24 protein-coding genes and 1 other annotated feature are annotated in these 25312 nt (G+C 57.2%); of the genes, 1 reads left to right on the top strand and 23 read right to left on the bottom strand.

What is annotated here, in order from left to right; genetic code table 11:
• Positions 1-132: 132 nt before the first annotated feature.
• From EG886_RS00410 to EG886_RS00315, 20 genes are all read right to left on the bottom strand, one after another.
• On the bottom strand, positions 133-1122 hold the full coding sequence (locus EG886_RS00410; protein ID WP_124726315.1) for a peptidylprolyl isomerase: 990 nt from the start codon (positions 1120-1122) through the stop codon (positions 133-135).
• Positions 1106-4669: a transcription-repair coupling factor gene (gene mfd / locus EG886_RS00405; RefSeq protein WP_124726314.1), complete on the bottom strand. Its 3564-nt coding sequence runs from the start codon at positions 4667-4669 to the stop codon at positions 1106-1108. The genes EG886_RS00410 and mfd overlap by 17 nt, the downstream gene beginning before the upstream one ends.
• 191 nt (positions 4670-4860) lie before the next feature.
• A complete protein-coding gene (locus tag EG886_RS14085; RefSeq protein ID WP_124726313.1) occupies positions 4861-5235 on the bottom strand; it encodes an anti-sigma-F factor Fin in 375 nt (124 codons plus the stop codon).
• Positions 5187-5747 carry an aminoacyl-tRNA hydrolase gene (gene pth, locus EG886_RS00395; RefSeq protein WP_124726312.1) on the bottom strand — a complete coding sequence of 187 codons (561 nt, stop codon included), beginning with the start codon at positions 5745-5747 and terminating at the stop codon, positions 5187-5189. Before pth ends, EG886_RS14085 begins: the two co-directional genes overlap by 49 nt.
• Before the next feature lie 74 nt (positions 5748-5821).
• Positions 5822-6763 (bottom strand): ribose-phosphate diphosphokinase, encoded by a 942-nt coding sequence (locus EG886_RS00390; RefSeq protein ID WP_124726311.1) that lies wholly within the window; start codon positions 6761-6763, stop codon positions 5822-5824.
• 26 nt (positions 6764-6789) lie between these two features.
• Positions 6790-8175, bottom strand: a complete 1386-nt coding sequence (gene glmU / locus EG886_RS00385; RefSeq protein ID WP_124726310.1) for a bifunctional UDP-N-acetylglucosamine diphosphorylase/glucosamine-1-phosphate N-acetyltransferase GlmU — start codon at positions 8173-8175, stop codon at positions 6790-6792.
• Between the two features lie 218 nt (positions 8176-8393).
• On the bottom strand, positions 8394-8705 hold the full coding sequence (spoVG, locus tag EG886_RS00380; protein ID WP_124726309.1) for a septation regulator SpoVG: 312 nt from the start codon (positions 8703-8705) through the stop codon (positions 8394-8396).
• A 149-nt stretch (positions 8706-8854) separates the two neighbouring features.
• Positions 8855-9229, bottom strand: coding sequence for a RidA family protein (locus EG886_RS00375; protein WP_124728598.1), 375 nt, complete (start codon positions 9227-9229; stop codon positions 8855-8857).
• The gene (purR, locus tag EG886_RS00370; RefSeq protein WP_124726308.1) at positions 9226-10065 is read right to left on the bottom strand and encodes a pur operon repressor; all 840 of its coding nucleotides are present in this window, start codon (positions 10063-10065) and stop codon (positions 9226-9228) included. The genes EG886_RS00375 and purR overlap by 4 nt, the downstream gene beginning before the upstream one ends.
• Positions 10066-10121: 56 nt before the next feature.
• Positions 10122-11042 carry a 4-(cytidine 5'-diphospho)-2-C-methyl-D-erythritol kinase gene (ispE, locus tag EG886_RS00365; protein ID WP_277423822.1) on the bottom strand — a complete coding sequence of 307 codons (921 nt, stop codon included), beginning with the start codon at positions 11040-11042 and terminating at the stop codon, positions 10122-10124.
• A gap of 163 nt (positions 11043-11205) precedes the next feature.
• On the bottom strand, positions 11206-11394 hold the full coding sequence (locus tag EG886_RS00360) for a small, acid-soluble spore protein, alpha/beta type (protein WP_124726307.1): 189 nt from the start codon (positions 11392-11394) through the stop codon (positions 11206-11208).
• Positions 11395-11533: 139 nt separating this feature from the next.
• Positions 11534-11812, bottom strand: coding sequence for a biofilm formation stimulator Veg (veg, locus tag EG886_RS00355; RefSeq protein ID WP_124726306.1), 279 nt, complete (start codon positions 11810-11812; stop codon positions 11534-11536).
• Between the two features lie 122 nt (positions 11813-11934).
• Positions 11935-12408, bottom strand: coding sequence for a ribonuclease H-like YkuK family protein (locus EG886_RS00350; RefSeq protein ID WP_124726305.1), 474 nt, complete (start codon positions 12406-12408; stop codon positions 11935-11937).
• A gap of 35 nt (positions 12409-12443) precedes the next feature.
• Positions 12444-13328 (bottom strand): 16S rRNA (adenine(1518)-N(6)/adenine(1519)-N(6))-dimethyltransferase RsmA, encoded by an 885-nt coding sequence (gene rsmA / locus EG886_RS00345; RefSeq protein ID WP_124726304.1) that lies wholly within the window; start codon positions 13326-13328, stop codon positions 12444-12446.
• Positions 13325-13897 (bottom strand): ribonuclease M5, encoded by a 573-nt coding sequence (rnmV, locus tag EG886_RS00340; protein ID WP_124726303.1) that lies wholly within the window; start codon positions 13895-13897, stop codon positions 13325-13327. The genes rsmA and rnmV overlap by 4 nt, the downstream gene beginning before the upstream one ends.
• On the bottom strand, positions 13894-14688 hold the full coding sequence (locus tag EG886_RS00335; RefSeq protein WP_124728596.1) for a TatD family hydrolase: 795 nt from the start codon (positions 14686-14688) through the stop codon (positions 13894-13896). Before EG886_RS00335 ends, rnmV begins: the two co-directional genes overlap by 4 nt.
• Positions 14689-14771: 83 nt before the next feature.
• Complete coding sequence (gene lepB, locus EG886_RS00330; protein WP_124726302.1) at positions 14772-15308, bottom strand: signal peptidase I; 537 nt, start codon at positions 15306-15308, stop codon at positions 14772-14774.
• Positions 15309-15488: 180 nt separating this feature from the next.
• On the bottom strand, positions 15489-17471 hold the full coding sequence (metG, locus tag EG886_RS00325) for a methionine--tRNA ligase (RefSeq protein WP_124726301.1): 1983 nt from the start codon (positions 17469-17471) through the stop codon (positions 15489-15491).
• A gap of 44 nt (positions 17472-17515) precedes the next feature.
• Positions 17516-17767 (bottom strand) — a binding site (T-box leader).
• Between the two features lie 233 nt (positions 17768-18000).
• Entirely contained in the window at positions 18001-19839 is a 1839-nt protein-coding gene (locus EG886_RS00320) for an ATP-binding protein (RefSeq protein WP_124726300.1), read from the bottom strand.
• A 19-nt stretch (positions 19840-19858) separates the two neighbouring features.
• Positions 19859-20803 carry a DNA double-strand break repair nuclease NurA gene (locus EG886_RS00315; protein ID WP_241154406.1) on the bottom strand — a complete coding sequence of 315 codons (945 nt, stop codon included), beginning with the start codon at positions 20801-20803 and terminating at the stop codon, positions 19859-19861.
• A 354-nt stretch (positions 20804-21157) separates the two neighbouring features.
• Here EG886_RS00315 and EG886_RS00310 point away from each other — a divergent pair, with 354 nt between their 5' ends.
• Entirely contained in the window at positions 21158-21430 is a 273-nt protein-coding gene (locus EG886_RS00310; RefSeq protein ID WP_124726298.1) for an AbrB/MazE/SpoVT family DNA-binding domain-containing protein, read from the top strand.
• Positions 21431-21906: 476 nt separating this feature from the next.
• Here the strand turns inward: EG886_RS00310 and EG886_RS00305 are convergent, their stop codons facing one another.
• From EG886_RS00305 to EG886_RS13885, 3 genes are all read right to left on the bottom strand, one after another.
• The gene (locus tag EG886_RS00305) at positions 21907-23370 is read right to left on the bottom strand and encodes a PTS transporter subunit EIIC (protein WP_124728595.1); all 1464 of its coding nucleotides are present in this window, start codon (positions 23368-23370) and stop codon (positions 21907-21909) included.
• A gap of 636 nt (positions 23371-24006) precedes the next feature.
• Entirely contained in the window at positions 24007-24885 is an 879-nt protein-coding gene (rsmI, locus tag EG886_RS00300; protein WP_124726297.1) for a 16S rRNA (cytidine(1402)-2'-O)-methyltransferase, read from the bottom strand.
• Complete coding sequence (locus EG886_RS13885) at positions 24882-25145, bottom strand: GIY-YIG nuclease family protein (protein ID WP_241154330.1); 264 nt, start codon at positions 25143-25145, stop codon at positions 24882-24884. The genes rsmI and EG886_RS13885 overlap by 4 nt, the downstream gene beginning before the upstream one ends.
• Positions 25146-25312 lie beyond the last annotated feature (167 nt).

Below are 25312 nucleotides of genomic sequence, written 5' to 3'. Positions count from 1 at the left end.
TATGCGGTTTCCAAATACAGAAAACGGAACCTGAATCAGGTTCCGTTTCACGCTCCCCGGCATGTCCCGCGGTCAACAGCAGGTAGCCGTCCGTTCCGACGGGTCGGGAACTTCCGCTTGTCCGTTTTTCCGTCAGGCGATCACGCGGGCCCCCAGTTCCTTGTCGATGAACTGCTGGTAAATTTCCTTTTTCTTTTCCATCTGGGCTTCTTCGCTCGCCTGCGTGGCGGGAATTTTCTTGCGCTCCGTCACTTTCATGACGTGGTATCCGAACTGCGTTTTCACCGGATCGCTGATCTTGCCGATCGGAAGCGTTTTGCAGGCATTGGCGAATTCGGGAACGAACTGGTCGGGATCTCCCTCGTACATGCCGGAATTGTCCTTGGATCCCGGATCATCCGAATACTGTTTGGCAATGGCCGCGAAGTCCTCTCCCGCTTCCAGCTTTTTCTTCACTTCATCGGCCCGCTTCTTGGCTTCGGCGTCGGTCCGCTTCACCGTGCCTTCCGAACCGTCCCCCACCGACACCAGAACGTGCTGCACTTTGACCTGATCGACCTGAACGTTTTTCAGCCGATCATTCAGGAATTGTTCGATCTTGTGATATTCCACGAAAAAGCGATGGAGGTCTTCTTTGGCAAACCCTTTGTCCTTGATGGCCTCGTCCAGCGTTTTCGGCCCCTTTCCATCCTGTTCGGAAGCCGCGCCCAAAAGTTCCGATTCAAACTGCTTCATGGATTCGTCGGCTTTTTTTCCGTATTCGGCGTCATTTTGGATCAGGGTCGCGATGTACCGGCGGGAGGCCAGATCTTTGGCCATTTCTTCACGAAACTGCTTGGATTCTTCCTCTTTCATGTTGGCGATGATGAACCCGATTTGTTGATCGAGAAACGCCATCAGGTTCAGATACCGGTTCAGCTCTCCCTCCGCGACGCTGCCCCCTTTGTATTCCAGCACTTTTTTCGTGCTGTCCGTGGGGAGCGGTTTGAATTCTTTCACCGCCTCCTGCGGATTGGCGGACGTGTCCTCTTCCTTCTGTCCCCCGCAGCCCGTCAGCACGAGCGCTCCCGACAAGAGCACCGCAAGCAGTCCCTTCAGCCACCTGTTATTCCGCTTTTGCATCTTGCATGACTCCCTTCTCCTCTAACGCGTTTTCGAACCGGGCCAAAAACGTTTCCACGACATCCAGAATCGACGTGAGCGACAACCCTTTGAGCGGAAAAGCGAATGCGAACCGCTGCGCTCCGGTGGAGAAGGTCAATGTGGGGAAATCGGCGAGAATTTTGCCCATTTTCCCGTCCCAGTCGATCCGCTTGTAAACGTCGATCGGCAACCAGAGAACCACTTTTTCCTTGCCTTTCTGATCCGTCTGCTGCTCCACGGCTTCAAAGCCGTAGCGGATGGCGTATGCCTTGATGCGCGCCAGTTTGAGCAGCATGCGGACCGGGTCGGGAAGATCGCCGAACCGGTCTTCGATCTCTTCCTCGAGATCGATCGCTTCCTGCACGGACCTGACGGCGCGGATTTTCTTGTACAGCTCGATCTTCTGCTTTTCGTCGCGGATGTACTCCGACGGCAGATAAGCATCGACGGACAGCTCGATCACCGGATCCCGCGGTTCTTCGGATACCGGTTTGCCCTGCAGCTCCGCCACCGCTTCTTTCAGCATCTGGCTGTACAGTTCAAATCCGACGCTGGCGATGTGACCGTGCTGTTCGGCTCCCAAAATGTTGCCGGCCCCGCGGATGGACAAATCGCGCATGGCGATCTTGAATCCGGAACCCAGCTCGGTGAATTCCTTGATGGCCTGCAATCTCTTCTCCGCGGCTTCGCTGAGCACCTTGTCCCGTTGGTAGGTGAAATAGGAGTACGCGATGCGGTTGGATCGTCCGACCCGCCCTCGAAGCTGATACAGCTGGGACAGGCCCATCTTGTCCGCGTCGTAAATGATCAGCGTGTTGACGTTGGGAATGTCCACCCCGGTCTCGATGATCGTCGTGCTGACCAACACATCGTACTCCCCGTCCAGAAAGTCAAGCATCACGCGTTCCAGCTCGGTTTCCGGCATCTGCCCGTGAGCGACGGCCACGCGGGCGTCGGGGACCAGCATGCGAATCTGTTCCGCCATCCGTTCGATGTTCTGCACCTGGTTGTAAAGGAAATACACCTGTCCGCCGCGGGCCAGTTCACGCTCGATCGCTTCGCGCACCAAGGCCCCCGAATACTCCAGGACATATGTCTGGACCGGAAAACGGTTTTCCGGAGGAGTCTCGATCACGGACAAGTCGCGCACTCCGATCATCGCCATGTGCAGCGTCCGGGGAATCGGCGTCGCGGTGAGCGTGAGCACATCGATCTGATGCTTCAACTGCTTGATCTTTTCTTTGTGCTTTACCCCGAAGCGCTGTTCTTCATCGATGATGAGCAGACCGAGATCCTTGAACCGAACGTCCTTCGACAAGAGGCGGTGCGTGCCGATCACCACGTCCACGGTGCCGTTTGCCAACCCCTCCAGCGTTTCCTTTTGTTCCTTGCGCGTGCGGAAACGGTTCAGGACGCGGACGGTCACCGGAAATTCGGCGAAACGCTCGCGAAACGTCTCATAATGCTGCTGGGCGAGGATGGTGGTGGGCACCAGCACGGCCACCTGCTTTCCGTCCATGGCCGCCTTGAATGCGGCCCGGATGGCCACCTCCGTTTTCCCGTAACCGACATCGCCGCACAGCAGCCGGTCCATCGGTTGCGGGCTTTCCATGTCCTTCTTGATCTCTTCGATGGAGCGAAGCTGGTCGGGCGTTTCCTCGTAAGGGAACATCGCCTCGAATTCCTTCTGATACGGCGTGTCCTTGGAAAACGCATATCCCCTCGCCTGTTGTCTCTTCGCGTACAGTTCGAGCAATTCCTGCGCGATGTCCTGAACGGAGCTGCGAACCTTGTTCTTTACCTTGCTCCATTCGCCGCCGCCCAGGCTGTAAATTTTCGGGGCCTTGTCTTCGCTGCCCACATATTTCTGGATTTGGTCGATCTGTTCGACCGGAACGTACAGCTTGTCATTCCCCGCATACTGGATGTGCAGATAATCCTTGTGAAGGCCCCCCACTTCCAGCGTCTCGATGCCCAGATAACGCCCGATGCCGTGATTGACGTGAACCACGTAGTCACCGGGTTTCAATTCCTGATAGCCCTTGATTTTCTCCGCATGATCCAGCTTGGAACTGCGCCGCGGACGGCGCTGCTTCTGGGTGAACACTTCTCCCTCGGTGACAACGGCCAACCGGCTGGCCGCCAGTTCAAACCCGCTCTGCAGCGCTCCGATGCGAATCACCGGTTTTCCGGGCGCCGGAGGCAGATCGGACACATCCCGGTGCACTTTCATGCCGTAATCGCCGAGCACCCGTTCCAGACGATCCGCCCGCTCTTCGCTGCTGGCCATGAAGATGAGCCGGAATCCGCCCTTGACCCAACGCTCCCACTCGGTTTTCAACACGTGCATCTGTCCGTGAAACTGCTGCATGCTCCGGCACATCATCTGCACGATGTTTTGCGGCTGCAGCCCCGGGACCTGCCTCAAAAACAGCGAAAGGTGCACCCGTTGCCGATCATTTTTGAGCAGCACTTCCTCATGACCGACCGAGATGCGAAGGCCCGGCAGCATCTCCCCCTGCTTCAACAGCACCGTTTGCCATTCCGCTTCTTCCCGCTCCATTTGCCGGGCGCTTTCAAGAATCCGGGTGGGCTCGTCAAGGACGATGACCGTATCTTTGGAGAGATAATGAAGCAACGTCTCCGCGTCGGGGTAAATCTGGCTGACATACTTGTACACGCCGGTGAACAGGGTTCCGTTTCGCAATCGCTCCACATCCAGGCCGACGCCCTCGCGCAGCTTCTCGAGAAGTTCCGCATCCCGGACGGCAGCCATCCGTTCGTCGAGCAGGGCTTGCACCCGGTCGGCCGCTTTGCGGAGAGTATCCACCGAACCGAACAATTCCTTGGCCGGAGGAATCAGCACTTCGCTCCATTTGTCCAAAGAACGCTGATCGTCGACGGAAAACGGTCGGATCGAGTCCACTTCATCGTCAAACCACTCGATGCGGACCGGCTGGTCGAAATTGGCCGGATAAACGTCCACGATGCCTCCCCGCACGCTGAACTCTCCGGGCTTTTCCACCATTTCCGTCCGAACATAGCCGGTCTTGACCAAGTGTTCCGCAAATTGGCCGATCGGATGAACCTGCCCCACCTTCAAGCGTGCATGGGCAGCCGCAAACAGACGTTTGGGAGGAAAGAGCTTGCGCAAGCCGGAAAAAGGCACGACAAGGACGCCGGAAAAATCCCGGGAGACTCTGGACAATACTTCCAGCTTTTCCCCCAGCGTCTCATCCCCGGCGAGCGCGATTTCCGTGGTGACCAGCTCGTTGGCCGGATACATCAACACCTGGTCTTTGGGAATCAACTCCTGAAGGTCTTCAACCGCTTTCTGTGCCTGATTGAGGTTGTGCGTGACGAGGAGAACCGGCCGTTTCGACTCCATGTGAAGGGCGGCGACAAACAGCATGCGGGCCGTTCCGGAAAGGCCCGAGACAAGCTGCTCCCGCAACATGCCCTTGAGTCCGGCCACCGTGGAACGGAAATCGTTGTCTTGTCGCATGATGTGAACAAGCGGCAACAAAAGGATGTTCCCCCCTTCTTTGTCGCATAGAAAAGAAGCCTCAGCTTGACAAAGCCAAGGCCGTTTTTTCGGTATAGTCAGAAAACATCCCCTGCCAATCCGACGGTAAACGGTTTCGTTTCCTGGCGGAAGGGTGGATTTCCGACGTATCGTTTAAAATTTCCATAAAATCATAAAAATGTAAACGAACATCAGTGATACAAACGAGGCAATAGCAAGCGTTCCGGATGACTTTCAAGCACTTGCTGACAGGATTCGCAAGTGACACGAACGATTTGATTTCCATTCATATCATTCGTTATTATATCCTTTCGTTCGTCCGGGGTCAACCGATCAAAGCCCAACCGGCTCTCGGTAAGCCCATCCTCATTCAACTCGCCGAGCCGGGCGCCGCAATGTCGACAAACGTACACGATCAATGAAAACGCCTCCCCTTTCTGCGGGCATCCTGCCTCTAGGATGCACACGGGAGAGGCAAAGCATACCTGATCCGATCCACAAGGGGATCTCTTTCGCTTCACTTGTTGAATTGGTTCATCGCCGTCAAGAAATCCGCCTCCAGCCATTTTTCCACGGCGGAAGCGGCACGATCCACGCTGTCCATCACGACGTCCAGCTCTTCCGACAAAAACGGGGACAGCACGTGATCCGGCACGGATACGCCGGGATCCGGCCGCCCGATGCCGATGCGGATTCGCTTGAACCGGTCCGTTCCCAAACAGGCGATGATCGATTTCATTCCGTTGTGACCGCCGCTGCTTCCCGACAAACGGAGGCGAATTCTTCCCGGGGGCAAATCCAGATCATCGTAAATGACCAGCAGGTTGTCATCGTCCACCTTGAGCCAATCCTTGGCCGGTCGAACCGCTTCCCCGGACAGATTCATGTAAGTCATCGGTTTCATCAGGATCACTTTTTCCCCGTTGACGATGCCTTCGCCGATCTCCGCCTTCCATTTCTCTTTTTTCACGGGGATTCCCCAGCGGCGGCTCAGTTCATCGATCACCCAAAACCCCGCGTTGTGCCGCGTTCGGGCATAGCGGATGCCCGGATTGCCCAATCCCACGATCAGTTTCATTGTCATCCTCCGCTCGCCGTTGGATTGTTCGGGTGAAAAAAGGGGCTCCACAGCGGATGCCCCGTAAAACGCATTCAGTCGAACAGCTTGCTGACCGATTGTTCGTTGTGAACCCGGACGATGGCGTCGCCGATCAGGCGTGCCACCGAAAGCACCCGGATTTTGTCCAGCTGTTTGTGCTTCGGAAGAGGAATGGTGTCGGTCACCACCATTTCCTTGATGCTGGAATCACGGATCCGCTCGATGGCCGGTCCGGAGAAGACGGGATGAGTGCAGCAGGCGTAGACTTCTTTCGCGCCGTGTTCCAGCAAGGCATTGGCGGCCAGGGTGATCGTGCCGGCGGTATCGATGATGTCATCGATGATGATGGCCGTCTTGCCCTTCACATCTCCGACAATGCTCATCACTTCGGCCACGTTGGGTTCCGGACGCCGTTTGTCGATGATGGCGATGGGAGCTTCCAACCGCTCCGCCAGACGGCGGGCCCGAATCACTCCACCGTGGTCCGGAGAGACGACGACCACGTCTTTCAATTGTTTTCCCCGGAAATATTCCGCCAGGATCGGCACACCCATCAGATGATCGACCGGGATGTCGAAGAACCCTTGGATCTGCGTGGCGTGAAGATCCATGGTGATGATGCGGTGCGCACCGGCCGTTTCGATCAGGTTGGCGACCAATTTCGCGGTGATCGGATCACGCGCACGGGTCTTGCGGTCCTGACGGGCATACCCGTAGTACGGAATCACGACGTTGATCGTGCCGGCGGAAGCGCGGCGGAGCGCATCCACCATGACCAGAAGCTCCATCAGGTGCTGGTTGACCGGATCACAGGTGGACTGGATCACGTACACATCGGAACCGCGAACGCTTTCATTCAGCTTGACGTGGATTTCCCCGTCGCTGAATTTGCCCACCTCGGCATCCCCGAGCGGAATGCCGATGTGTTCGCAGATCGCCTTGGCCAGTGTGAGGTTGGAATTGCAGCTGAACACTTGCAAACGGGATTTGGGCATAAGAAACACGTTCCTCCACTTGGTATTCACTTTTTGGCGTGTTTCGCCATCAATTTTTCCACATACCCCGGCTTGACCGTCTGACGCTCGCGGGCGATGGCGAGGGCTCCTTCCGGCACATCATGCGTGATGGTGGAGCCGGCGGCCACGTAAGCTCCTTTTTCCACGGTGACCGGGGCGATGAGATTCACATTGCATCCGACAAACGCTCCGTCTTCGATGACGGTTTTGTGTTTGTGGACCCCGTCGTAATTGACGGTGATGACTCCGCAGCCGATATTGACTTTCTCCCCGACCTCCGCGTCTCCCACGTAGGCCAGATGGGAAATCTTCGTACCATGGCCGATTTTGGCCTTTTTCAGGTCGACAAAAGCTCCCGCTTTCGTGTCGGCGCCGAGATCCGTTCCGGGACGGATGTAGGTGAAAGGACCGACGACCGCCCGCTCCCGGATTTCCGAACGTTCAATGACGGAATACCGGATCTGCGCGTCATCATGCACGATCACGTCGGCCAGGTCGGCCTGGGGTCCGATCCGGCATCCCTCTCCGATCACCGTGCTCCCCCGCAGACTGCATCCCGGTTCGATCAGGGTGTCGGCACCGATTTGCACGTCTGCCTCAATGTACGTGTTCTCCGGATCGACGATGGTCACCCCGTTGAGCATGTGCTTCCGGAGAATGCGGCGGCGCATGATTTTTTCCGCTTCCGCCAGCTGAACGCGGTCGTTGACCCCCATGGCCTCATCCGTTTCTTCCAGGATGTGGGCACTGACGTGCTCTCCTTGATCGCGCAAGATCCCGATCACGTCGGGGAGGTAGTATTCCCCCTGGGCATTGTCATTTTTCACGTGAGCCAGAGCGGCGAACAGCTTGCGGTTGTCAAAGCAGAACGTGCCGAGGCTCACTTCCCGGATGGCGCGCTCCTCTTCGGTGGCATCCTTGTGCTCGACGATGCCGTCCACACCGCCACCGCTGTTTCTCTTGATGCGACCGTAACCGGTGGGGTCCTCGAAAACGGCGGTCAACACCGTGGCCGCGGCTCCTTCTTCCTTGTGCCGTCGGACCAGTTTTTGAAGGGTTTCCGCCGTGAAGAGCGGATGGTCACCGTTCAGCACCAGAGTGATGCCATCTTCCTTCTCCAGGATTCCCGCGGCCTGCATGACGGCGTGTCCCGTTCCGAGCTGCTCCGTTTGTTCCGCAAACAGGACCCGGTCTCCCAGTGCCTCTTTCAGCGAATCCCCGAGATGCCCCACGACGAGAACGGTTTTCTCGGCCTGAAGATGGGAGATGGCATCCAGGATATACTCGATCATCGGTTTTCCGCACACCGGATGAAGTACCTTGTGTTTCTTGCGGGACTTCATCCGGGTTCCCTTTCCCGCTGCCAGGACGATCGCGTACAGTCGTTGCATGATGAATTGCGCCCCCGTTTCTGAAAACTTCCTTCCTGAATATATCCCAACCCCCCCACTTTTGCAACCGAACCTGACCGAACGATTTGGCAACAAAAAAAACACCTCCGGTTCCGCGGAAGGGGAGTTGAGCGCCTGTCCGTCCCGAGGGCTGAACCCGCACTCTCCCTTTCCATCCGAAACCGGAGATGCCCGGATGATCTTCCATATTTTGACGATCATTCCACGTTGACGGCTTTTTCCATCTCTTGTTTCTCTTCATTCAACGCTTCGAGCTCACCGACCCGGTAATATTCCCCCAGCACGGCGGCCTCGATCTTCTCGCGGCTTTCCTGACAGATCGGATGAGCAATGTCGCGGAACTCGCCGTCGGGAGTCCGCTTGCTCGGCATCGCCACAAACATGCCGTTGTTCCCGTCGATCACGCGGATATCATGAATGACAAATTCGCTATCGATGGTTATGGAGGCGATGGCTCGCATCCGCCCTTCCTTGTTGACCCTGCGAAGACGAACATCCGTGATTTCCATGAACGTTTCCACCACCTATTTCCAGAGATGTATCGTTTTACCTATTCTCTGGAAGGGATTTCATTTCCTCCTGTCCGGTGGTTGAAAATTTTCGACAGGGCCCCGGTGAATCCGACCGGCTTCGCGGAAGATCACGGAGATTTCGGTCGTCATTTCTTCAGGGCGATGACTTCCATCTCGATGAGGACGTCTTTCGGCAGACGGGCCACTTCAACGCAGGAGCGGGCCGGCTTGTGATCCGAAAAATATTCGGCATACACGTCATTGATGGCGGCAAACTGATTCATGTCTTTGATGAACAACGTGGTTTTCACCACGCGGTCCAGGTCGCTGCCGGCCGCCCTGAGCACGGCGCGCACGTTTTGAATCACTTGGTGCGTCTGCTTGACGATGTCCGCTTCCACCAACTCTCCGTCCGGCGTCAGGGGAATCTGCCCGGAAGTGAAGATGAGATCCCCCGTCACGACCGCCTGGGAGTACGGTCCGATCGCCCGGGGGGCTTCGGAAGTTTGCACGGGTTTCAACACGGGATCAGTCCTCCTTCGGGATCAAACACGTTGCCGGGAACCACTTCGATCCGCCGCTTGTTCATGTCCACTTCCTTCACCTGGGCGAGTGACACCCAGGAATCCACCAGCCGCTGCTCGGTCCGCGATTCCAACATCACGCCGATTCCGGCCACTTCCGCCTGAAATTCGGACAACAGGTCCATCATTCCCCGAACGGTTCCTCCGCCCTTCATGAAATCATCGATGATGAGCACGCGGGATCCCTGGGCCAGACTGCGCTTGGACAGGGAAAGTTGACGCATGGTCCCTCCGGAACCGGATACGGTGTTCACCGTGACCACGGAACCTTCGGTCACCCTGTATCCGTATCTGGCAATCACCACGGGCACCCGCAGATAAAAGGCGGTGGCATAAGCGAGCGGTATGCCTTTGGTCTCCACCGTCATCACCGCATCCACGGTCTTCCGGGCAAAAACGGAAGCGAAGATCCGGCCGATCTCTGACAGGAGAACGGGATCTCCCAAGAGATCGGATACGTAAAGGAATCCCCCGGGAAGCAACCGGTCCGCGTCGGACAGTTTCCCGCAAAGCTTCTCCACAATCTTCATCGCGTGGGAGGCGTGAATGCCCGGAAGATACCGGACACCCCCCGCCGCACCGGCGAGCGTCTCCAGTTCTCCTCCACCTTCGGCGCGAAGCACGTCATCGATGATGTCCAAGTCCTCGCTGATCGAGGATTTGGCCGCCTGATACCGTTGAGCGAAAGCGGTGAGTGGGATCAGCCGGCGGGGCTCACCCAGCAATTGCCGGGTCATGTCAACCAATCTCGCGCTTCGCTTCCATTTTTCCATGTCTATCCCTCGCCAATCCGAAAGTTACTGGATGAAATATATCATTTCGTCCGGATTCAATCAAGAGAATCGATGGGCTTGCCCAACATGCGTACGGCAAACACTTGCCGGCAGAATCCCTTCAGCCCGTTCACCAGTCTTTTCGCCTTCGATTCCTTCCGCACAAGCGCGAACACCGTGGGGCCGCTGCCGGACATGAGCGCCCCTTCCGCCCCGAACTCCAGCATTTTTCGTTTGATTTTCCCCACTTCGGGGTGCATGCCCATCGTCACCGGCTCCAGGACGTTTCCCAGAAGACCCGTGATCCGGTCAAAATCCCCCGAGCACACCGCTTCCGCCATCGCTTCCGTGTCCGGTCGCTCCGAGATGGCTCCGACGTTCAACCGTCCGAACACATCGGCGGTGGAAACGCCGTGGGCCGGTTTGGCGAGCACCACCCAACAAGGCGGCGGCGCGGGAAGAGGTTCCAAAATCTCTCCGCGCCCCTTGGCGACAGCCGTTCCGGAATGCACGCAGAACGGGATGTCGGAGCCGATTTCGGCTCCGATGTCCGCCAGTTCCCGTCCGGACAGTCCCAACTTCCACAACCTGTTGAGCCCCCGGAGCGTGGCCGCGGCGTCACTGCTTCCGCCCGCCAATCCCGCCGCCACCGGAATTCGTTTGTGAATGCGGATATGTACACCCCGGCGCACGCCCGTTTTTTCCCGGAGAAGCGCCGCGGCCCGGTATGCCAGGTTCCGTTCGTCCTGCGGAACCAGCCCCGAACTGGATTCGAGGGTGATGGAGGAGCCGTCCCTGTCCTCCAGATCGATCCGGTCCGCCAGGTCCACGGTTGTCATCACCATTTCCAGTTCATGATATCCGTCCGGCCTTTTGTATCGCGCATCCAGCGTCAGATTGATTTTGGCCGGCGCCTTTTCCGAAACCATTTGCACTCTTCCCTCCATCCGGTCATACCGTCTGTCCGTCCTCTCCATTGTGACCAAGCCCCCAGACCGCTGGCAAGCTCAGGCCGAATATTTTCCTTATTTTATCATGATATGGCTGGAAATAAACGGTGAACGGGCCGATCGTCACCCGGAAGATGCCGGTTTGTTCCGTGAAAAATCCGGGAGAGATCTCCCGGATGTGCCTGCCCTCTCACGCGGGACCGGCCCCTTTGCGGGCCAATTGTTGTTCTGCCTTTTGAATGGCCAGTTTCACCAGGTTCCCTGCATCACGGGTGGTGATGCCTCCCCAACCTTCACGCTGCACCACGTCGTAAAATCCGAGTTCCTTGGCCAATTCTGCTTTCAATGCGTCGGACATGATTCCCCGTCTTCTCGGCAAAGGGATCCCCTCCTTCGCAAATCTCCGCGTGCAAGGGCTCTTCTTAGCTTCTTCCCCCCGCTCCCGGTTATGCGAGGAAGGATGTGGCGAAAGCGCTTTCCCGACCCATAAAAAAAGAACACATCTGCATGTGTTCGATTCAGTTCCTTTTGACGTATTTGACTGGGATCAGCTCGTTGTCCTTATTGAAAACAGTGAGCTCCACTGATTCGGTCAAAATGTCGGCATAACTGAACGAAACCCGGTTGAAGGAGTGGTCTTCATCCAGTTTTACCACAAACACGGAAGGATACGTTTCTTCGAGGATTCCCGTCCGCTCGATGGTTTTGCGACGACCGCTGTTCGCTTTCAGACGGATCCGCTGCCCGATGTACCCGTCAAGGGCGTTTTTGATTTCGGTTAGCGCGTTTTTGCCCATACCTCGACCACCTCACTATAGAAGATTATATAACAAGCGAGGAGACGAGTCAAATTCGATATTATAGCAGGGGGACAAAGATATTGTCAACGAAAAACTTATGCCGTTTTCGATGTCCCCCGTCATTTGGTAAAGCGGTCGGCCACGGCGCTGGCGGCATAAGATTCCGGCTTGATTTTGGCCGTGTATCCGACCGACGTCACCCATCCCACCACTTCCTGGATCAGCATGCGCGTATCGCCCTGTTGCCCCACGTCGAGATGAATTTCCATCGGCATGTCCGCCGCAAAACCGAAAAACCCGTGTTCCTTGAGCATTTCCGTACATTTGAGGCTGTACTCCGTCTCACGGTAGATTCTCCAACGCAGATCATGAATCGGCGAGTGCCTGTGCTTGGTGTAGAAAAAAATGGCACCTTTGCCCAGTTTTCTGATGATCACGGCGGTGACAAACACCGTTTCGTTTTCCCGGGTCTGGGAATCGGTGCCGATGATCACTTTATAGGAAGCGCCGGGTTCCTCCCCGACGTATTCCTGGATGTCGTCCATCATCTGCGGGAGCGTGCGCCTCCCCTTGCGAGGATGTATGAAATACACGGAAAAACCCCCATTTCTCGGAATGGGATCCTCCGTCAGCGCTCTGCCGTGATGCCTGCGTGATCCAGAACTTCGGTGATGGCTGCGAATTCTTCAAGATCGAGTGTCTCGCCGCGCCGCTTCGGATCAATGCCTGCCTGCTTCAACCAGTCTTCCACTTCCCGCTTCTCCCTGGAAGACAAAAGGGCGGAATGCAGCGTGTTTGAAAGCGTCTTTCTCCGCTGGGCAAATGCGGCTCTGACCACCCGGAAGAACAACGGTTCGTTGACCACGGCGACCGCCGGCCGCTCACGCAGGGTCAGTTTCACCACCGCGGAATCCACCTGGGGCCGCGGCACAAACACGTGAGCAGGCACACGCGCCACTTCTTCCGCTTCCGCAAAATAGCGCACCAGCACCGAAAGGCTGCCGTAATCCTTGGTCCCCGGCCGGGCGGTCAACCGGTCGGCCACTTCTTTCTGGATCATGATGACGATGCGTTTCAGGCCGAGTCGCTCCTCCAGAAGCCGGACCAGAATCGGCGAGGTGACATAGTACGGAAGGTTGGCCGCCACATGCACCTCGTCCACGCCTTCAAACGATGATTGAACAATCGCCTGCAAATCGACCTTCAGTGCGTCCCCATGTATGATTTCCACGTTGGGACGGGATTTAAACAATTCCCGAAGCACGGGGACGAGACGGTCGTCGAGCTCCACGGCGACCACTTTTTGGGCCCTCTCCGCCAGCCGTTCCGTGAGCGCCCCGATCCCGGGGCCGATCTCCAGCACCCCTGCCCGGTCGGACATGTCCACGGCCCGGACGATTTTATCCAGGACATGCATGTCCGTCAAAAAGTTCTGCCCCAGACTCTTTTTCAGCCGGATCCCGTGAGCGGCCAGCAATTCGCGAGTCCTGTGCGCAATCGGTCTGTCCGTCATCCGTCGATCTCCTTCCTTGCCTCCCGGATCGCCTCGCGAAGCTCTTCCCGCCCGACTCCCAGCAGATGAAGACGGCGGTAAAACTGCCTTGCATTGGCATACCCGATGCCGAGAAGTTCCGCCACCCGCCGGCGAAACTCCCTGGAATCGGGCATCCCGGAAAACCCCGTGTCCACATATTCTTCCCAGGTGAGCGGGGGCTCTTCCGCCCCGCTCCACGTGCTTCTCACGCGCTCCACGGCTTCCCGGATGGCTTCGGGCGAAGCGTGTTCCACGCCCACCTTCCCTTTGCCGAGGGCCTTGTCCCGCGGAAGAAACGCATGCTTCACCCCGGGAATTTCCCGGGAGATCACCCGCCGGATCCGTTCCCCCTCATGATCCGGGTCCGTGAACACGATCACGCCCCGGGCTTCGTGCGCCCTCCTGATTTCGCGCAACACCCTGTCATCGATGGCCGATCCGCCGGTCTCGATCGTGTCGGCCCCGAGGGCCCTGCGAACGGCCGCCGTGTCATTCTTTCCCTCCACGACGATGACTTCCCGGATGCTTGCCTGACCCGGATCTTTCATCGGACATCCGCCCCGCCCGCGCGATCCGAGAGGAACAGCCGGAAGGCGTTGTCAAACGTGACGCGGGCCAGCTCTTCCGCCGTCATGCCCCGAACCTCGGCGATTTTCTCGGCCACCAGGCGGACATACCCCGTTTCGTTCCGCTTGCCCCGGTACGGATGGGGGGCGAGATACGGGCAATCGGTCTCGATGAGCAACCGGTCCAACGGCACCAACCGGGCAATTTCCCGGGGCAGGGAGGCGTTCTTGAACGTGACCGGTCCGCCGAGTCCAATGTGGAACCCCAGATCGAGGCATGCCTTCATGATGTCCGCGTCCGCTCCGAAACAGTGCATCACCCCGCCCGTCTCGTGAGCCCGTTCCTCCCGAAGAATCCGGATCACATCCTCATAAGCGTCCCGGCAATGAATGATGATGGGAAGGCCCGTTTCCCGCGCCAGGGCAATCTGTTTGCGAAAGATCTCCGCTTGCGTGTCGCGCGGGGAATTGTCCCAATAATAGTCCAGCCCCATTTCGCCGAGCGCGACCACCTTGGGATGACTCGTGAGTTCCCGGATCCATGCCAGATCCTCGTCCGTGCAGTCTTTGGCGTCATGCGGATGCCAGCCGACCGCGGCATAAATGAAATCATGGGTTTCGGCCAACCGGAGCGTGCCCTCGATCGTCTCCCGGTTGTATCCCACATTCAGCATCATCCGCACACCGAATTCCTCGCGCGCCCGGCGGATCACCTCGTCGCGGTCTTCGTCGAATTTGGCATCGTTCAGATGAACATGGGTGTCGAACAACATCATGGAAAATCCCTCCGGGAAAGTCTGACGGCCGGCATCAGGCCGGCCCTGGATCGCTGGGAGACGGTATTCGTCCCCCGGTTTCATTTTTGTTTGGTGAGAAGGCGCATTTCCTTGACGGGGAGAATCACCACATCCGCCCGTCCGATCACTTCTTCCATGGAAATGGGTCCGATCGTGCGGCTGTCTTTGCTGTTCAGACGGTTGTCCCCCATGACGTACAATTTTCCCGGCGGAACTACCTCCCGTCTTTGTTCCCCGTGATTTTGCCGATGTTTGGCTGACTCGATGATGTACGGTTCATCGAGCAGTTGGCCGTTCCGGTACACTTCTCCGCCCTTGAATTCGATCACGTCTCCCGGGAGCCCGATGACCCGCTTGATGAAATCACGGTTTTCTTCCTTGTTTTTGAACACGATGATATCCCCGTATTCCGGCTTCTTCACCTTGTAAATCCACTGGTTGACAATCAACAGTTCATCGCCCTTCAGCGTCGGTTCCATGGAAGCGCCGTGAACCTCATAGGGCGTGAACAGGAAAAAACGGATGACGAAGGAGATTGCGACAGCCGAAACAATGGCAACGCTCCATTCCCTCAGGGAATTTTTCGTGTCAGCCATTCATGGCCCTCCCGTCACAGATTTACGTTCCTTGCCGAGCTCCGGCCGGGAGCCGGAGACGGCAGGGTTTTCCCGGTCCTTGATCCGTGGATCCCCTCCTTCAGAGCTTTGGGATCCACGGACCGATCCCGTTTTTCATTTCCCGGCATCACCGGGAATCCAACATGATTCTCTCCGAACTCACTTCACGCGGGTTCCGTTCGGAATGTCTCCGGAAACGGTGGCCAGCACGAGGCGATCTCCTTCGGAAGCCGCAAGGATCATGCCTTGCGAAAGTTCCCCCCGAAGTTTGACCGGTTTCAGGTTGGACACGCAGATCAACTTTTGCCCCACGAGCTCTTCCGGTTTGTAGAATTGGGCGATGCCGGAGACGACCTGACGGCGCTCCGTTCCGAGGTCGAGCTGAAGTTTCAGCAGGCGGTCGGCATTCTTCATCCGCTCGGCCTCCACCACCTCGGCCACCCGCAGTTCCACTTTGAAGAAATCATCGATGCCGATGACCCCTTCGATTTGTGCCGTTTTTTCTTCTTTTTTCTCCGTCGCCTTGGTTTCTTCGGTGTTCACGGCACCCGTTCCTCCAATCATGTTCAGGATGGCTTCGATTTCTTCTTTCACGTCCAGACGCGGGAACAGCGGACTTCCCTTGCGGATCCGGATTCCGGCGGGAAATGCTCCGAAACTTCCGAGCGGATCCCATGCGGTGAGCGGCCCCTCCTCGATCCCCAGTTGCTCCCACATTTTTTGCGGAGTCCGGGTGAGGAACGGACGGATCATCACGCTGACCATGCGAAGCACTTCGAGCAAATGGTACAGCACGTTTTCCAAAACCGGTTTCTTCTCCGGATCCTTGGCCAGATTCCACGGCTGGGTCGATTCGATGTACTTGTTGCCGGCGCGGACCAGTTCCCAGATCGCGCTCAGTGCCACCGAGAATTGCAGGGTGTCCATGGCATCTTCCACCCGCTTGACGGTATCGGTCGCCAGTTTGCGCAGCGCTTCTTCATGGCCGGTCTCCGCCTGCGTCATGCCCGGCGAAACGCCGTCCAGGTATTTTTCCACCATGGTGAGCGTCCGGTGCAACAGGTTGCCCAAATCGTTGGCCAGGTCGGCATTGGTCCGTTCAACGAAGGCTTCCGGCGTGAAGACCCCGTCGGCTCCGAACGGCACTTCCCGCAGCAAGTAGTACCGGACGGCATCCAATCCGTACCGTTCAATCAGCGGAACGGGATCGATCACATTTCCTTTGGATTTCGACATTTTTTCTCCGCGAACGGTGAAGAACCCGTGCGCGAACACCTGCTTCGGCAGCGGAAGACCGAGCGCCATCAGGAAGATCGGCCAGTAGATGGTGTGGAAGCGGACGATGTCCTTGCCGACAAGATGAACGTCGGCCGGCCAGTACTTTTCGAACGCTTCCCGTTTGGCCGGATCTTCGCTCAGATAGCCGATGGCGGTGATGTAGTTGGTGAGCGCGTCCAGCCAAACATACACCACATGTTCGGGATCATCGGGCACCTTCACGCCCCAGTCGAACGTGGTGCGGGAAATGCTGAGATCTTCCAGCCCCGGTTCGATGAAGTTCCGGATCATCTCGTTTTTGCGGGACTCCGGCATGATGAACGTCGGATGTTCCTCATAGTGCTTCAAAAGCCGGTCCACGTATTTGCTCATGCGGAAGAAATAGCTTTTCTCCCGGATTTTCTCCACGGGACGGCCGCAATCGGGACACTTCTCCTCCTTGGCCTGCCGCTCGGTGAAAAACGATTCGCACTCCACGCAGTACCAGCCTTCATACTCGCCCAGATAAATGTCTCCCTGGTCCAGCAGCTTCTTGAAGATCTTCTGGACAACGGTTTTGTGGCGAGGCTCCGTGGTCCGGATGAAGTCGTCATAGGAGATGTCCAGTCTGTCCCACAGTTCGCGGATTCCCTTGACGATCCCGTCCACGAACTCCTGCGGTGTTTTGCCGGCTTTCGCGGCGTTTTTCTGGATCTTTTGCCCGTGTTCATCCGTGCCGGTCAAATACATGACGTCATACCCGCGCAACCGCTTGTAACGCGCCATGGCATCCCCGGCCACCGTCGTATAGGCATGACCGATGTGCAGTTTGTTGCTGGGGTAATAAATCGGGGTGGTGATGTAATACGTGCGTTTCTCACTCACGGGAATCCGAACTCCTTTCTTTTTGAAATAAAAAATCCCGCCCTGTTTGGGGCGAGATGTTCATCACGCGGTACCACCCAATTTCAGCATTCTTTCCCGAAACCGGGAAAAAACGCCCTCGGTGCCCGATAACGCGGGCAAGGCGGCCGTTCCTACTCCGGAGCCCGCAAGGGCCTTCCGTTTCAGAGCGGCATCTCGGGGGCCATGTTCACCGGCTTTTGCTATGCTGGCTTCCACCTGACCCAGCTCTCTGGCGATAGCATCCCCCGGTTACTCTTCCCCGTCACCGACATTGACACCGTTTCGCGGCCATCCGCCGGAAACGTCCCGTTGTGCGCGGAGGCGTGAACCTCCGAAACCCGTCCGGATGCCGCCACACAAGACGCGGCATCACTTTCATCTTATTATTATATGATACTTCCCGGCCGTTGGAAAGAGCATACCCGTCAAACCTTCACCGCTTCCCGACGGCATAAACCCTCCCCGATCCGGCCGCTCGCGAACGCGTTGCTCGTTCCCGCCTTCGCCGTCATTTCAGATCATAGCGCGTGGCAAACGGCGTGACATGCTTTTTCAGGCGTCCCTCGCCCGCCAGCCTCTCCAGTTCGGATTTCAGCCGGGAGACGTCCCAATTCAGACCGCACTCACGGTTGAGTTCCGCCACTGACACCGCGAGGTCGGTGTCAAACAAGGGCAAGGCCTTGACCAACGCATCCATCACCCGGTCATCCCTTCGGCGGGTGATCCGGCGAAGCTCGTCAAACGGATTGGACAGATGCGGACTTCGCGTGTACGCGCAGCGGATGCGGATGAACACCGTTCGTCCGAATGCCGCCGAGGAGACAAACGTGTCTCCCGACCGGAGATAGGGAAGCCGCTTGCCCTCTTCGGGAGTGAGATCGGTCTCTTCGCGCAGGGTGGCGATGTCCGTGGCGCGGACCGTCCGGAAGACAAACTTGGTGTTGAGCTGGGCGGTGATGGTCTCATCCAGAAGCGTCGGTCGTTGGGTGGCCAAAAACAGGAACACCCCGTACTTCCGCCCTTCCTGGGCGATCTCACGCAAGATCGATTTGGCCGGCGAATCGACGGCCTTCGGCGCAAAGTTGTGCGCTTCGTCGGTCACCACCACGAACGGCGGGAAGAACACGCCTTCTTCCCCGTTCATCCGGGCATCCTTGTATTCCCGGCGCTTGCGGTACAGCGTGCCGATCACATAAGTGGCGAACACCTGCAATACCCAGGTGCTTCCCTGAACGACCACCAGTTTCCCCTGTTCCAGACCGCGTTCGATCATGCGGATGTCCTGATGGAACAGACCGGCCTTGTCCAAACGCTGGAGCCTCCAGTGCACGCCTTTCACGGAAGACAGGGGAAGCGTCCCGTATTGTTGCAACAACTGTTTCAGATCCTGAATCCGTTGCACGTCCAGCGGAGTCAGTTCCGGATTTTGCAGCTGACGATCCAACCCTTGCTTTCCTTCTTCCAGCGCGTGGACCAGATTGCCCACCCGGTCGCTGAACGACTCGAACGAGTCCCGTTTTTTGTGGAGCATCTGAATCACGTTGGCCATCGCATCGGACAGCATGCTGCCTGCCGCCGCCAGAAGATCCGTGACGTCGCGGGTGGACAGGTCGGAGAAAGCAATCCCCACATCCCGCCCGATTTCCACTTTGATGAAGCGATCCCCGAAATCGATGCCGCGGCTTTCCGTTCCCGGCACCCGGTCGCTGAAATCCATTTCGAAATGCGGGTCGAACACCAATGTGGGAATGGACAGCTTCATGAGCTCTTCGAGCATCACCCGAAGACCGAACGATTTTCCGGATCCGGACCCTCCGAACACGCCCACGTGCGGATATTGCTGCATCGTCCGAATGTCGAACAGGAACGGAACTCCTTTTTGTTTCCGCACCGTTCCCTGCTCCATGATGATGACCTGGTCGCGCAAATCCTCATCAAGCGTCTCCGCCAGCGATTCCGTCCCCCGGATCTCCCCCAGGAGCATGCCCTCTTCGGGAACGGTTTTCACCAGCAGGTCCCTGACTTCGGAAAATTCGGGAAGCCTGACGGACGTCCCCGTCCGAACGGGATGCGGAGCCTCTTCAAACAATCTCACCTTGGCCAGATTGATCTCGTCCGCACCGATGTCGTAACCGATCTGTTCCAGCGTGGAGATGACCTGGGCATCCACCATGGATTTGTCCAGTCCCATCGGGATCAGTCGGTTGTAGGAGAGGGTTTCCACCACTTCCCCGCGCGGGAATCCGAGGTCGGGGTCCTCGATGACGAGAATTTCGTTGACGCGAAACTTCCGTTCTTTTGAGACGACATGTACTTCTTGTTGGGTTGTCACACCGACGACTTGCATTGTTCCTCTCCCTTTCCGCTCAAATCATCCGGTCGCTCCGCTTTGCCCTCAGCACGCGGTGGCGAATGTCCGGATCAATGAATTCCTCCACCATCGATTCAACGAGAGGATCGGTGACCCTCACCTGATTGTCCACGATGTCCAACCAAAACGGGATTCCCCGCCCCTGCTCCGGCGTGAGGGAATACACCAGCCGGACCAAAGACAGGCGTTCCTCCCGCTGGGCCTGCAGGCCGTCCAATCCGATCGGCTGGGGACTCTTGGAGGAACGGAACACCATTTTCCACAACCGGCCGCCGTCGGGACTCCACTCCTCCCATTCAAACCCTTCTCCCACCCGCAGGATTCCGTAAAGCAGATCCCGGTCCGACCAGGCCGGAAGCTCGGGGAACAATTCCCTGACCAGCGATCGCGTGGCGATTTCCTCGGAAACGCCCACCAGCAGGGTGCCCGTCCGTTCCGCCAGCGCCGCCAACCGGTTCCAACCGTCCGCATCATCCTTTGAAAAATGAAGCAGGGAACCGTCCATCATCACGACGCGGGGGTTCCAGTCGAGGATCCCTTCTTCCGCCACCTGAAGTTCGAGCCGGGACAGGATGGCTCCCCGCTGCCGGGCTTCCCGGGCCGCCTGCCCCACATTCTCTTCCGCTTCCTCAAGAAACGGTACGTGCAAATCCGCCGCCCATTTTTCCTTTCCGTCCGTGCTTTTGGCCAGCGCCTGAAACACGGACAGCGATCGGGACGGAGAACCTTTGGTGGAGTTGACGGATCCGTCCACTCCCACGAGAGAGCGGGTTCCCAACCACTCTTTCATCTGTGCGGGATTCCACTTGTCCACCCGGACGAAACGGCCGATCCGTTCGAGTTTTCGCCGGATGTCGGTTTCGTCAAGAGCTTCTTTCGGAAAAGCGGATCGCAGCTCCCTGTTCAATTTTTCCAATTTGTCTTTGAGTTCTTTCGACACGGGGATCAAGGCCCCGTTCACCTCCTGCGTTTCCGGATTGATCGTCATCAATTGATTTAAGGAAAAACCCGGCATTTCTCTCCATGTCCATCCAGTACGATCGCCGCGGCCCCAAACTGATTAATATTTATTTTTTATATGTATTTTAACTGAAAATAAATCTTTTTCATGGTTTCGTCACCCAATCCTTAGCACGAAGCAAGAAATTTTCTATTAAACTTCCATTCTGTTATATTGACTGTTATGGGAATCGTTGGTATGATAAGTTTAACGTCAATGTCGAAATTTGACGTCAATTCACAGAGAAAAAACCACAAACCAAAACCAAATCCAACATGAGGGGAGACTTCGAACATGCTCAAATCAACCGGTATCGTGCGCAAAGTGGATGAGCTGGGACGCGTTGTCATCCCGATCGAACTTCGTCGTACCTTGGGGATCGGCGAAAAGGACGCACTCGAAATCTATGTGGACGGTGAGCGCATCGTTCTCAAAAAGTATGAACCTGCCTGCATCTTTACCGGTGAAGTGGATGAAACCATCCGTTACAGAAACAAAGTGGTCAGCAAAAAATGCGTGGAAGAAATGTATCAACTGTTGAAAGGTGAAAAAGTCACCGTCGAATGACCGGGTCGGTGCATCCATTCCCATTATCTCACGCCGGACTCTGAATTTCATCGACTTTTCTTCCAGAATCGGGCACCGGCCGCCGTGAATTCGGGGGATACATAAAATCCGGTAGATGGGAAACAGGCAATCCAATCAATCGACAGAAAAAAGCGAGACCATGTGGTCTCGCTTTTTTTTGCGTGAGGAATGCACCTTGAACGGATCGGCATGCGTCGGTGCTTCCGCACCAGGGTTCCGGGGACGCGGTCGTCGCGTCAGTGGGTTTGGAATCCGGAATTCCGGAACATGGCGGCACACTCACGCGCAACAATAAAAGCCGGAACCTTCCTCCGCTCGTTTCGCTTGCAATGGCAAAGGCACCCGCAGGGGAAGGTTCCGGCACGACCAACGTTTCTTCAAGGTCTGAGCCGGACTCCATCGCCGGGATCCGTCCGTCTTCCGCTCCCGTCCGACGTTCGCTCGCTTCGGAAACCTTATTTGCTTTTTCCGTTTTCCGTGGCTTCTTTGTCGCGCCGGTCACCGGCATTGATCACGCGTTCGATCCGCTCTTTCAGCAACTCGGAGCGGGTGCCGAACACGGCCTGATAATTGCCGGGGCCCACCCGGATCACACCGGCCGCCCCCAGTTCCCTGAGGCGTTCCGCATCCAGTTTGGCTTCATCATGAACCGTGATCCGGAGCCGGGTGATGCAGGCGTCCAAATGAGCGATGTTTTCTTTCCCGCCGATCGCTTCCAACACGTAGACGGCGAGACTGTCGTCCTCTCCCGCCGCTTTTTGTCCGGCGTCCGGCCCGGTCTCCTCTTCCGCCTCCCTGCCCGGCGTCCTCAGGTTGAAAGCGCGGATCAGGAGCCGGAACAGGAAGTAATAAACCACGGCATATCCAATGCCCATGATCACCAGCACCCACGGACGCGAGGCAAGATTGATGTGGAGGACAAAATCGATGGCTCCGGCGGAGAACGTAAATCCGTGCTTGGCTCCGAGCAGATGCGCAACGGCCATCGACGTTCCCGTCAGCAGTGCATGCACCAGATACAGGAGCGGAGCGACAAACATGAAAGCGAATTCAATCGGTTCCGTGATGCCGGTCACAAAAGAGGTGAGCGCCGCACTGCCGAGCACGCCGGCAATCTGTTTGCGCGAGCGGGGATGAGCCTCCCGGATGATGGCCAGACAGGCCGCGGGGAGGGCAAACATGAAGATCGGAAAAAATCCGGCCATGAACATCCCTGCAGAGGGATCCCCCTGGAAAAACCGGTTGAGATCTCCGGTCACGCCGTCATAGCTGCCCACATTGAACCAGACAATCGTGTTGATGATGTGATGAAGTCCGAACGGGATCAACAGCCGGTTTAGAACCCCGTACCCGAACACGCCGACCGCCCCCAATCCGATCAGCCCGTCCCCCGTCGCCTGGATCCATTGCTGAACCGTGGGCCAGACGAACAGGAACAGCACGCCGACACCGAGCATCACCACGGAGCTGACGATCGGAACAAACCGCTTTCCGCCAAAAAACTGCAACCAGTCGGGGAGACGGATGTCATGATAGCGTCGATAAAGAGCAGCCGCCAGCATGCCGGCGATGATTCCTCCCAGAACTCCCGTATCCATCTTGAGCTCCTCCGTATCTCCGAGAGAAACCACGCTCTGCATCACAAAATAGCCGACCAGCGCGGCGAGCGCGGCCGCACCGGCTCCCCCCGACAGGCCGATGGCCACACCGACGGCAAACAACGCGGGCAGCTGATCAAAAATGGCGCCGCCCGCCTTGAGCATCACGTCCCCGACCGCGTGCAGGAACGATCCGTCCGGCGTCCTTTCGGTCAAATGGAATCCCACGCCAAGCAGGATCCCGGCCGCCGGCAGTACGGCAATCGGCAACATGAACGCTTTCCCGACCCTCTGAAGCGACGAGAAAAACCGCTTACGCATCGAAATCGCTTCCGTGCCCACGATTCCACCTCCGAAGTGAACCTGATGAACACCCGAGCCCACCGCCAAAACGCCACCCGCTCTTCAAACAACCCCGAAGGACGTTTCCCGGCTGTCTTCGCCCGACCGGACCAACGCCGGTCCGGATCCCGGTTCCCGAGCCAAAGACAGGCCAAATCACGACATGAACGACATGCATGTTTGTTCGATTCTTCGGATGCTTCTGATTTCCCTTCAAAAATATATTCACAATTCATTATTTTTAAATCAAAATTAAAATGAAATACATGAACCAAAAACAGATCTGTGGAATTCGTCAGACCAAACCACCCTGACGCCAATGCGGCCACGGCCGGTTGTTGGGCATGATGATTCCGGTGTTGATGTCATGCCGCCACCGTTGTCCGGGTGGACGGCGGCATCCGTCCGAACGGGGTGGCTGAAGCACCCGGTGACATGAAAGGAAGACGCGCTCATGAAAACGCAGGAAAACAACCCGGTCACATGGCCCTTTTTTCTTTCCCACCCTCGAAACGCTTGGAGAATCCCGAGGAGAATTCCGACTGACCGGGAATCCCGAAAAAACAAAAGTTGCCGGTTCTCCGGCAACTTTTTCACGTTCATGTTGAGAGAAAGCTATTCCCGATGATATTCGTTGTACACGTCCCGTTTGGATACATCCCGGTCTTTGGCCGCTCGGGCAATCGCTTCTTTTTTGGAAAGCCCCCTCCCGATGTACAGGTCCACATGTTCCTTGACCGAGAGTTGGGTCCAACCCGTTTCCCCGGAATCGGAGGCATCATCGCCTTCTTCGTCTCCGGCTCCTTCCACCACCAAGGTGTACTCTCCGCGTGCTCCCCCTTCCTGCACCGCCGCCAAACATTCCGACAGCGTTCCCCGCAGCCACTCTTCGTGTTTTTTGGTCAACTCCCGGCAAATCGCCGCCCGCCGGTCACCGAGAACCTCCGTGAGATCCTGGAGCGTTTCCGCCAAGCGATGGGGAGCCTCATATAAGATCAACGTGGCCGGACAGCGTTTCCATCTCTCCAGTTCCCGCCTCCGCTCTTTGGGTCCCCGAGGGAGGAATCCCAGAAACAAAAACGGCACCGCCGGCAGCCCCGATGCCACCAACGCGGCCAGCGCGGCGTTCGGACCGGGAACGGGCACCACGGGAATGCCTTCCTCCACCGCCAGGCGGACCAGATCCTCTCCCGGGTCGGAGATGCCCGGCATGCCCGCATCACTGACCAAGGCGACCTGTTTTCCGCTCTTCAGCGCTTCGATGATCTCAGGTCCCCGCTTGGACCGGTTGTGCTCGTGATAGCTGACCAGCGGAGTGGAAAATTGAAAATGACTCAGCAATTTCCGGGTGTGACGGGTATCCTCGGCAGCGATCAGATCGGCCGTTTTGAGCACTTCAACCGCCCGGGTGCTCATGTCCTTCAAGTTGCCGATCGGCGTTCCCACCACATACAATACACCCCGATCCTGCTCCGTGCTTTTTTGCAGCTTCATTGAAAGGATCCTCCCTGTTCCCGAATCAACTCCAACTTTTGCCGGCGACTCATCCGTTTGATCTCCAGTTCCCGTTTCAGGGCCGCGGAACGGTTTTCCACCGTTTCGGCATACACCGGCTCGACGGGAAGACGTCCCCGGGTATACCGTGCCCCTTTTCCTTTCCGGTGGCTCTTCAGTCTCGCTTCCAAATCCGTCGTGATCCCCGTGTACAAACTTCCGTCCCCGCACTTCAGGATGTAGACAGTATAAGGTCGCACCCGTTTCTCTCCTCTTGACGAAATGCCGAAAAGAAAAAGCGCCGGAGCACCGGCGCGCGAGGCGGCTGACACATGCGCCGGATCCGCCGTTTTGCTGTTTCCCGCATCGGTTTCCTGCCCACGCAGGCGATTTGCGGGAAGCCGGCGCCGGCTCCACACAGGTATGT

The organism is Staphylospora marina (assembly GCF_003856495.1).
In the GTDB taxonomy this organism is placed as follows: Bacteria; Bacillota; Bacilli; order Thermoactinomycetales; family Thermoactinomycetaceae; genus Staphylospora; species Staphylospora marina.
The sequence above is the reverse complement of the archived record's forward strand: the minus strand, read 5'-3'. Positions and strand labels throughout refer to the sequence as shown.

What these genes read in the sequence shown, in the direction of transcription:
- EG886_RS00410 (WP_124726315.1), bottom strand. Translation starts at nt 1,122, where the DNA reads ATGCAAAAGCGGAATAACAGGTGGCTGAAGGGACTGCTTGCGGTGCTC.
- EG886_RS14085 (WP_124726313.1), bottom strand. Translation starts at nt 5,235, where the DNA reads ATGGCTGGAGGCGGATTTCTTGACGGCGATGAACCAATTCAACAAGTG.
- pth (WP_124726312.1), bottom strand. Translation starts at nt 5,747, where the DNA reads ATGAAACTGATCGTGGGATTGGGCAATCCGGGCATCCGCTATGCCCGA.
- EG886_RS00390 (WP_124726311.1), bottom strand. Translation starts at nt 6,763, where the DNA reads ATGCCCAAATCCCGTTTGCAAGTGTTCAGCTGCAATTCCAACCTCACA.
- glmU (WP_124726310.1), bottom strand. Translation starts at nt 8,175, where the DNA reads ATGCAACGACTGTACGCGATCGTCCTGGCAGCGGGAAAGGGAACCCGG.
- spoVG (WP_124726309.1), bottom strand. Translation starts at nt 8,705, where the DNA reads ATGGAAATCACGGATGTTCGTCTTCGCAGGGTCAACAAGGAAGGGCGG.
- purR (WP_124726308.1), bottom strand. Translation starts at nt 10,065, where the DNA reads ATGGAAAAATGGAAGCGAAGCGCGAGATTGGTTGACATGACCCGGCAA.
- ispE (WP_277423822.1), bottom strand. Translation starts at nt 11,042, where the DNA reads ATGGAGAGGACGGACAGACGGTATGACCGGATGGAGGGAAGAGTGCAA.
- veg (WP_124726306.1), bottom strand. Translation starts at nt 11,812, where the DNA reads ATGGGCAAAAACGCGCTAACCGAAATCAAAAACGCCCTTGACGGGTAC.
- rsmA (WP_124726304.1), bottom strand. Translation starts at nt 13,328, where the DNA reads ATGACGGACAGACCGATTGCGCACAGGACTCGCGAATTGCTGGCCGCT.
- rnmV (WP_124726303.1), bottom strand. Translation starts at nt 13,897, where the DNA reads ATGAAAGATCCGGGTCAGGCAAGCATCCGGGAAGTCATCGTCGTGGAG.
- EG886_RS00335 (WP_124728596.1), bottom strand. Translation starts at nt 14,688, where the DNA reads ATGTTGTTCGACACCCATGTTCATCTGAACGATGCCAAATTCGACGAA.
- lepB (WP_124726302.1), bottom strand. Translation starts at nt 15,308, where the DNA reads ATGGCTGACACGAAAAATTCCCTGAGGGAATGGAGCGTTGCCATTGTT.
- EG886_RS00320 (WP_124726300.1), bottom strand. Translation starts at nt 19,839, where the DNA reads ATGCAAGTCGTCGGTGTGACAACCCAACAAGAAGTACATGTCGTCTCA.
- EG886_RS00310 (WP_124726298.1), top strand. Translation starts at nt 21,158, where the DNA reads ATGCTCAAATCAACCGGTATCGTGCGCAAAGTGGATGAGCTGGGACGC.
- EG886_RS00305 (WP_124728595.1), bottom strand. Translation starts at nt 23,370, where the DNA reads ATGCGTAAGCGGTTTTTCTCGTCGCTTCAGAGGGTCGGGAAAGCGTTC.
- rsmI (WP_124726297.1), bottom strand. Translation starts at nt 24,885, where the DNA reads ATGAAGCTGCAAAAAAGCACGGAGCAGGATCGGGGTGTATTGTATGTG.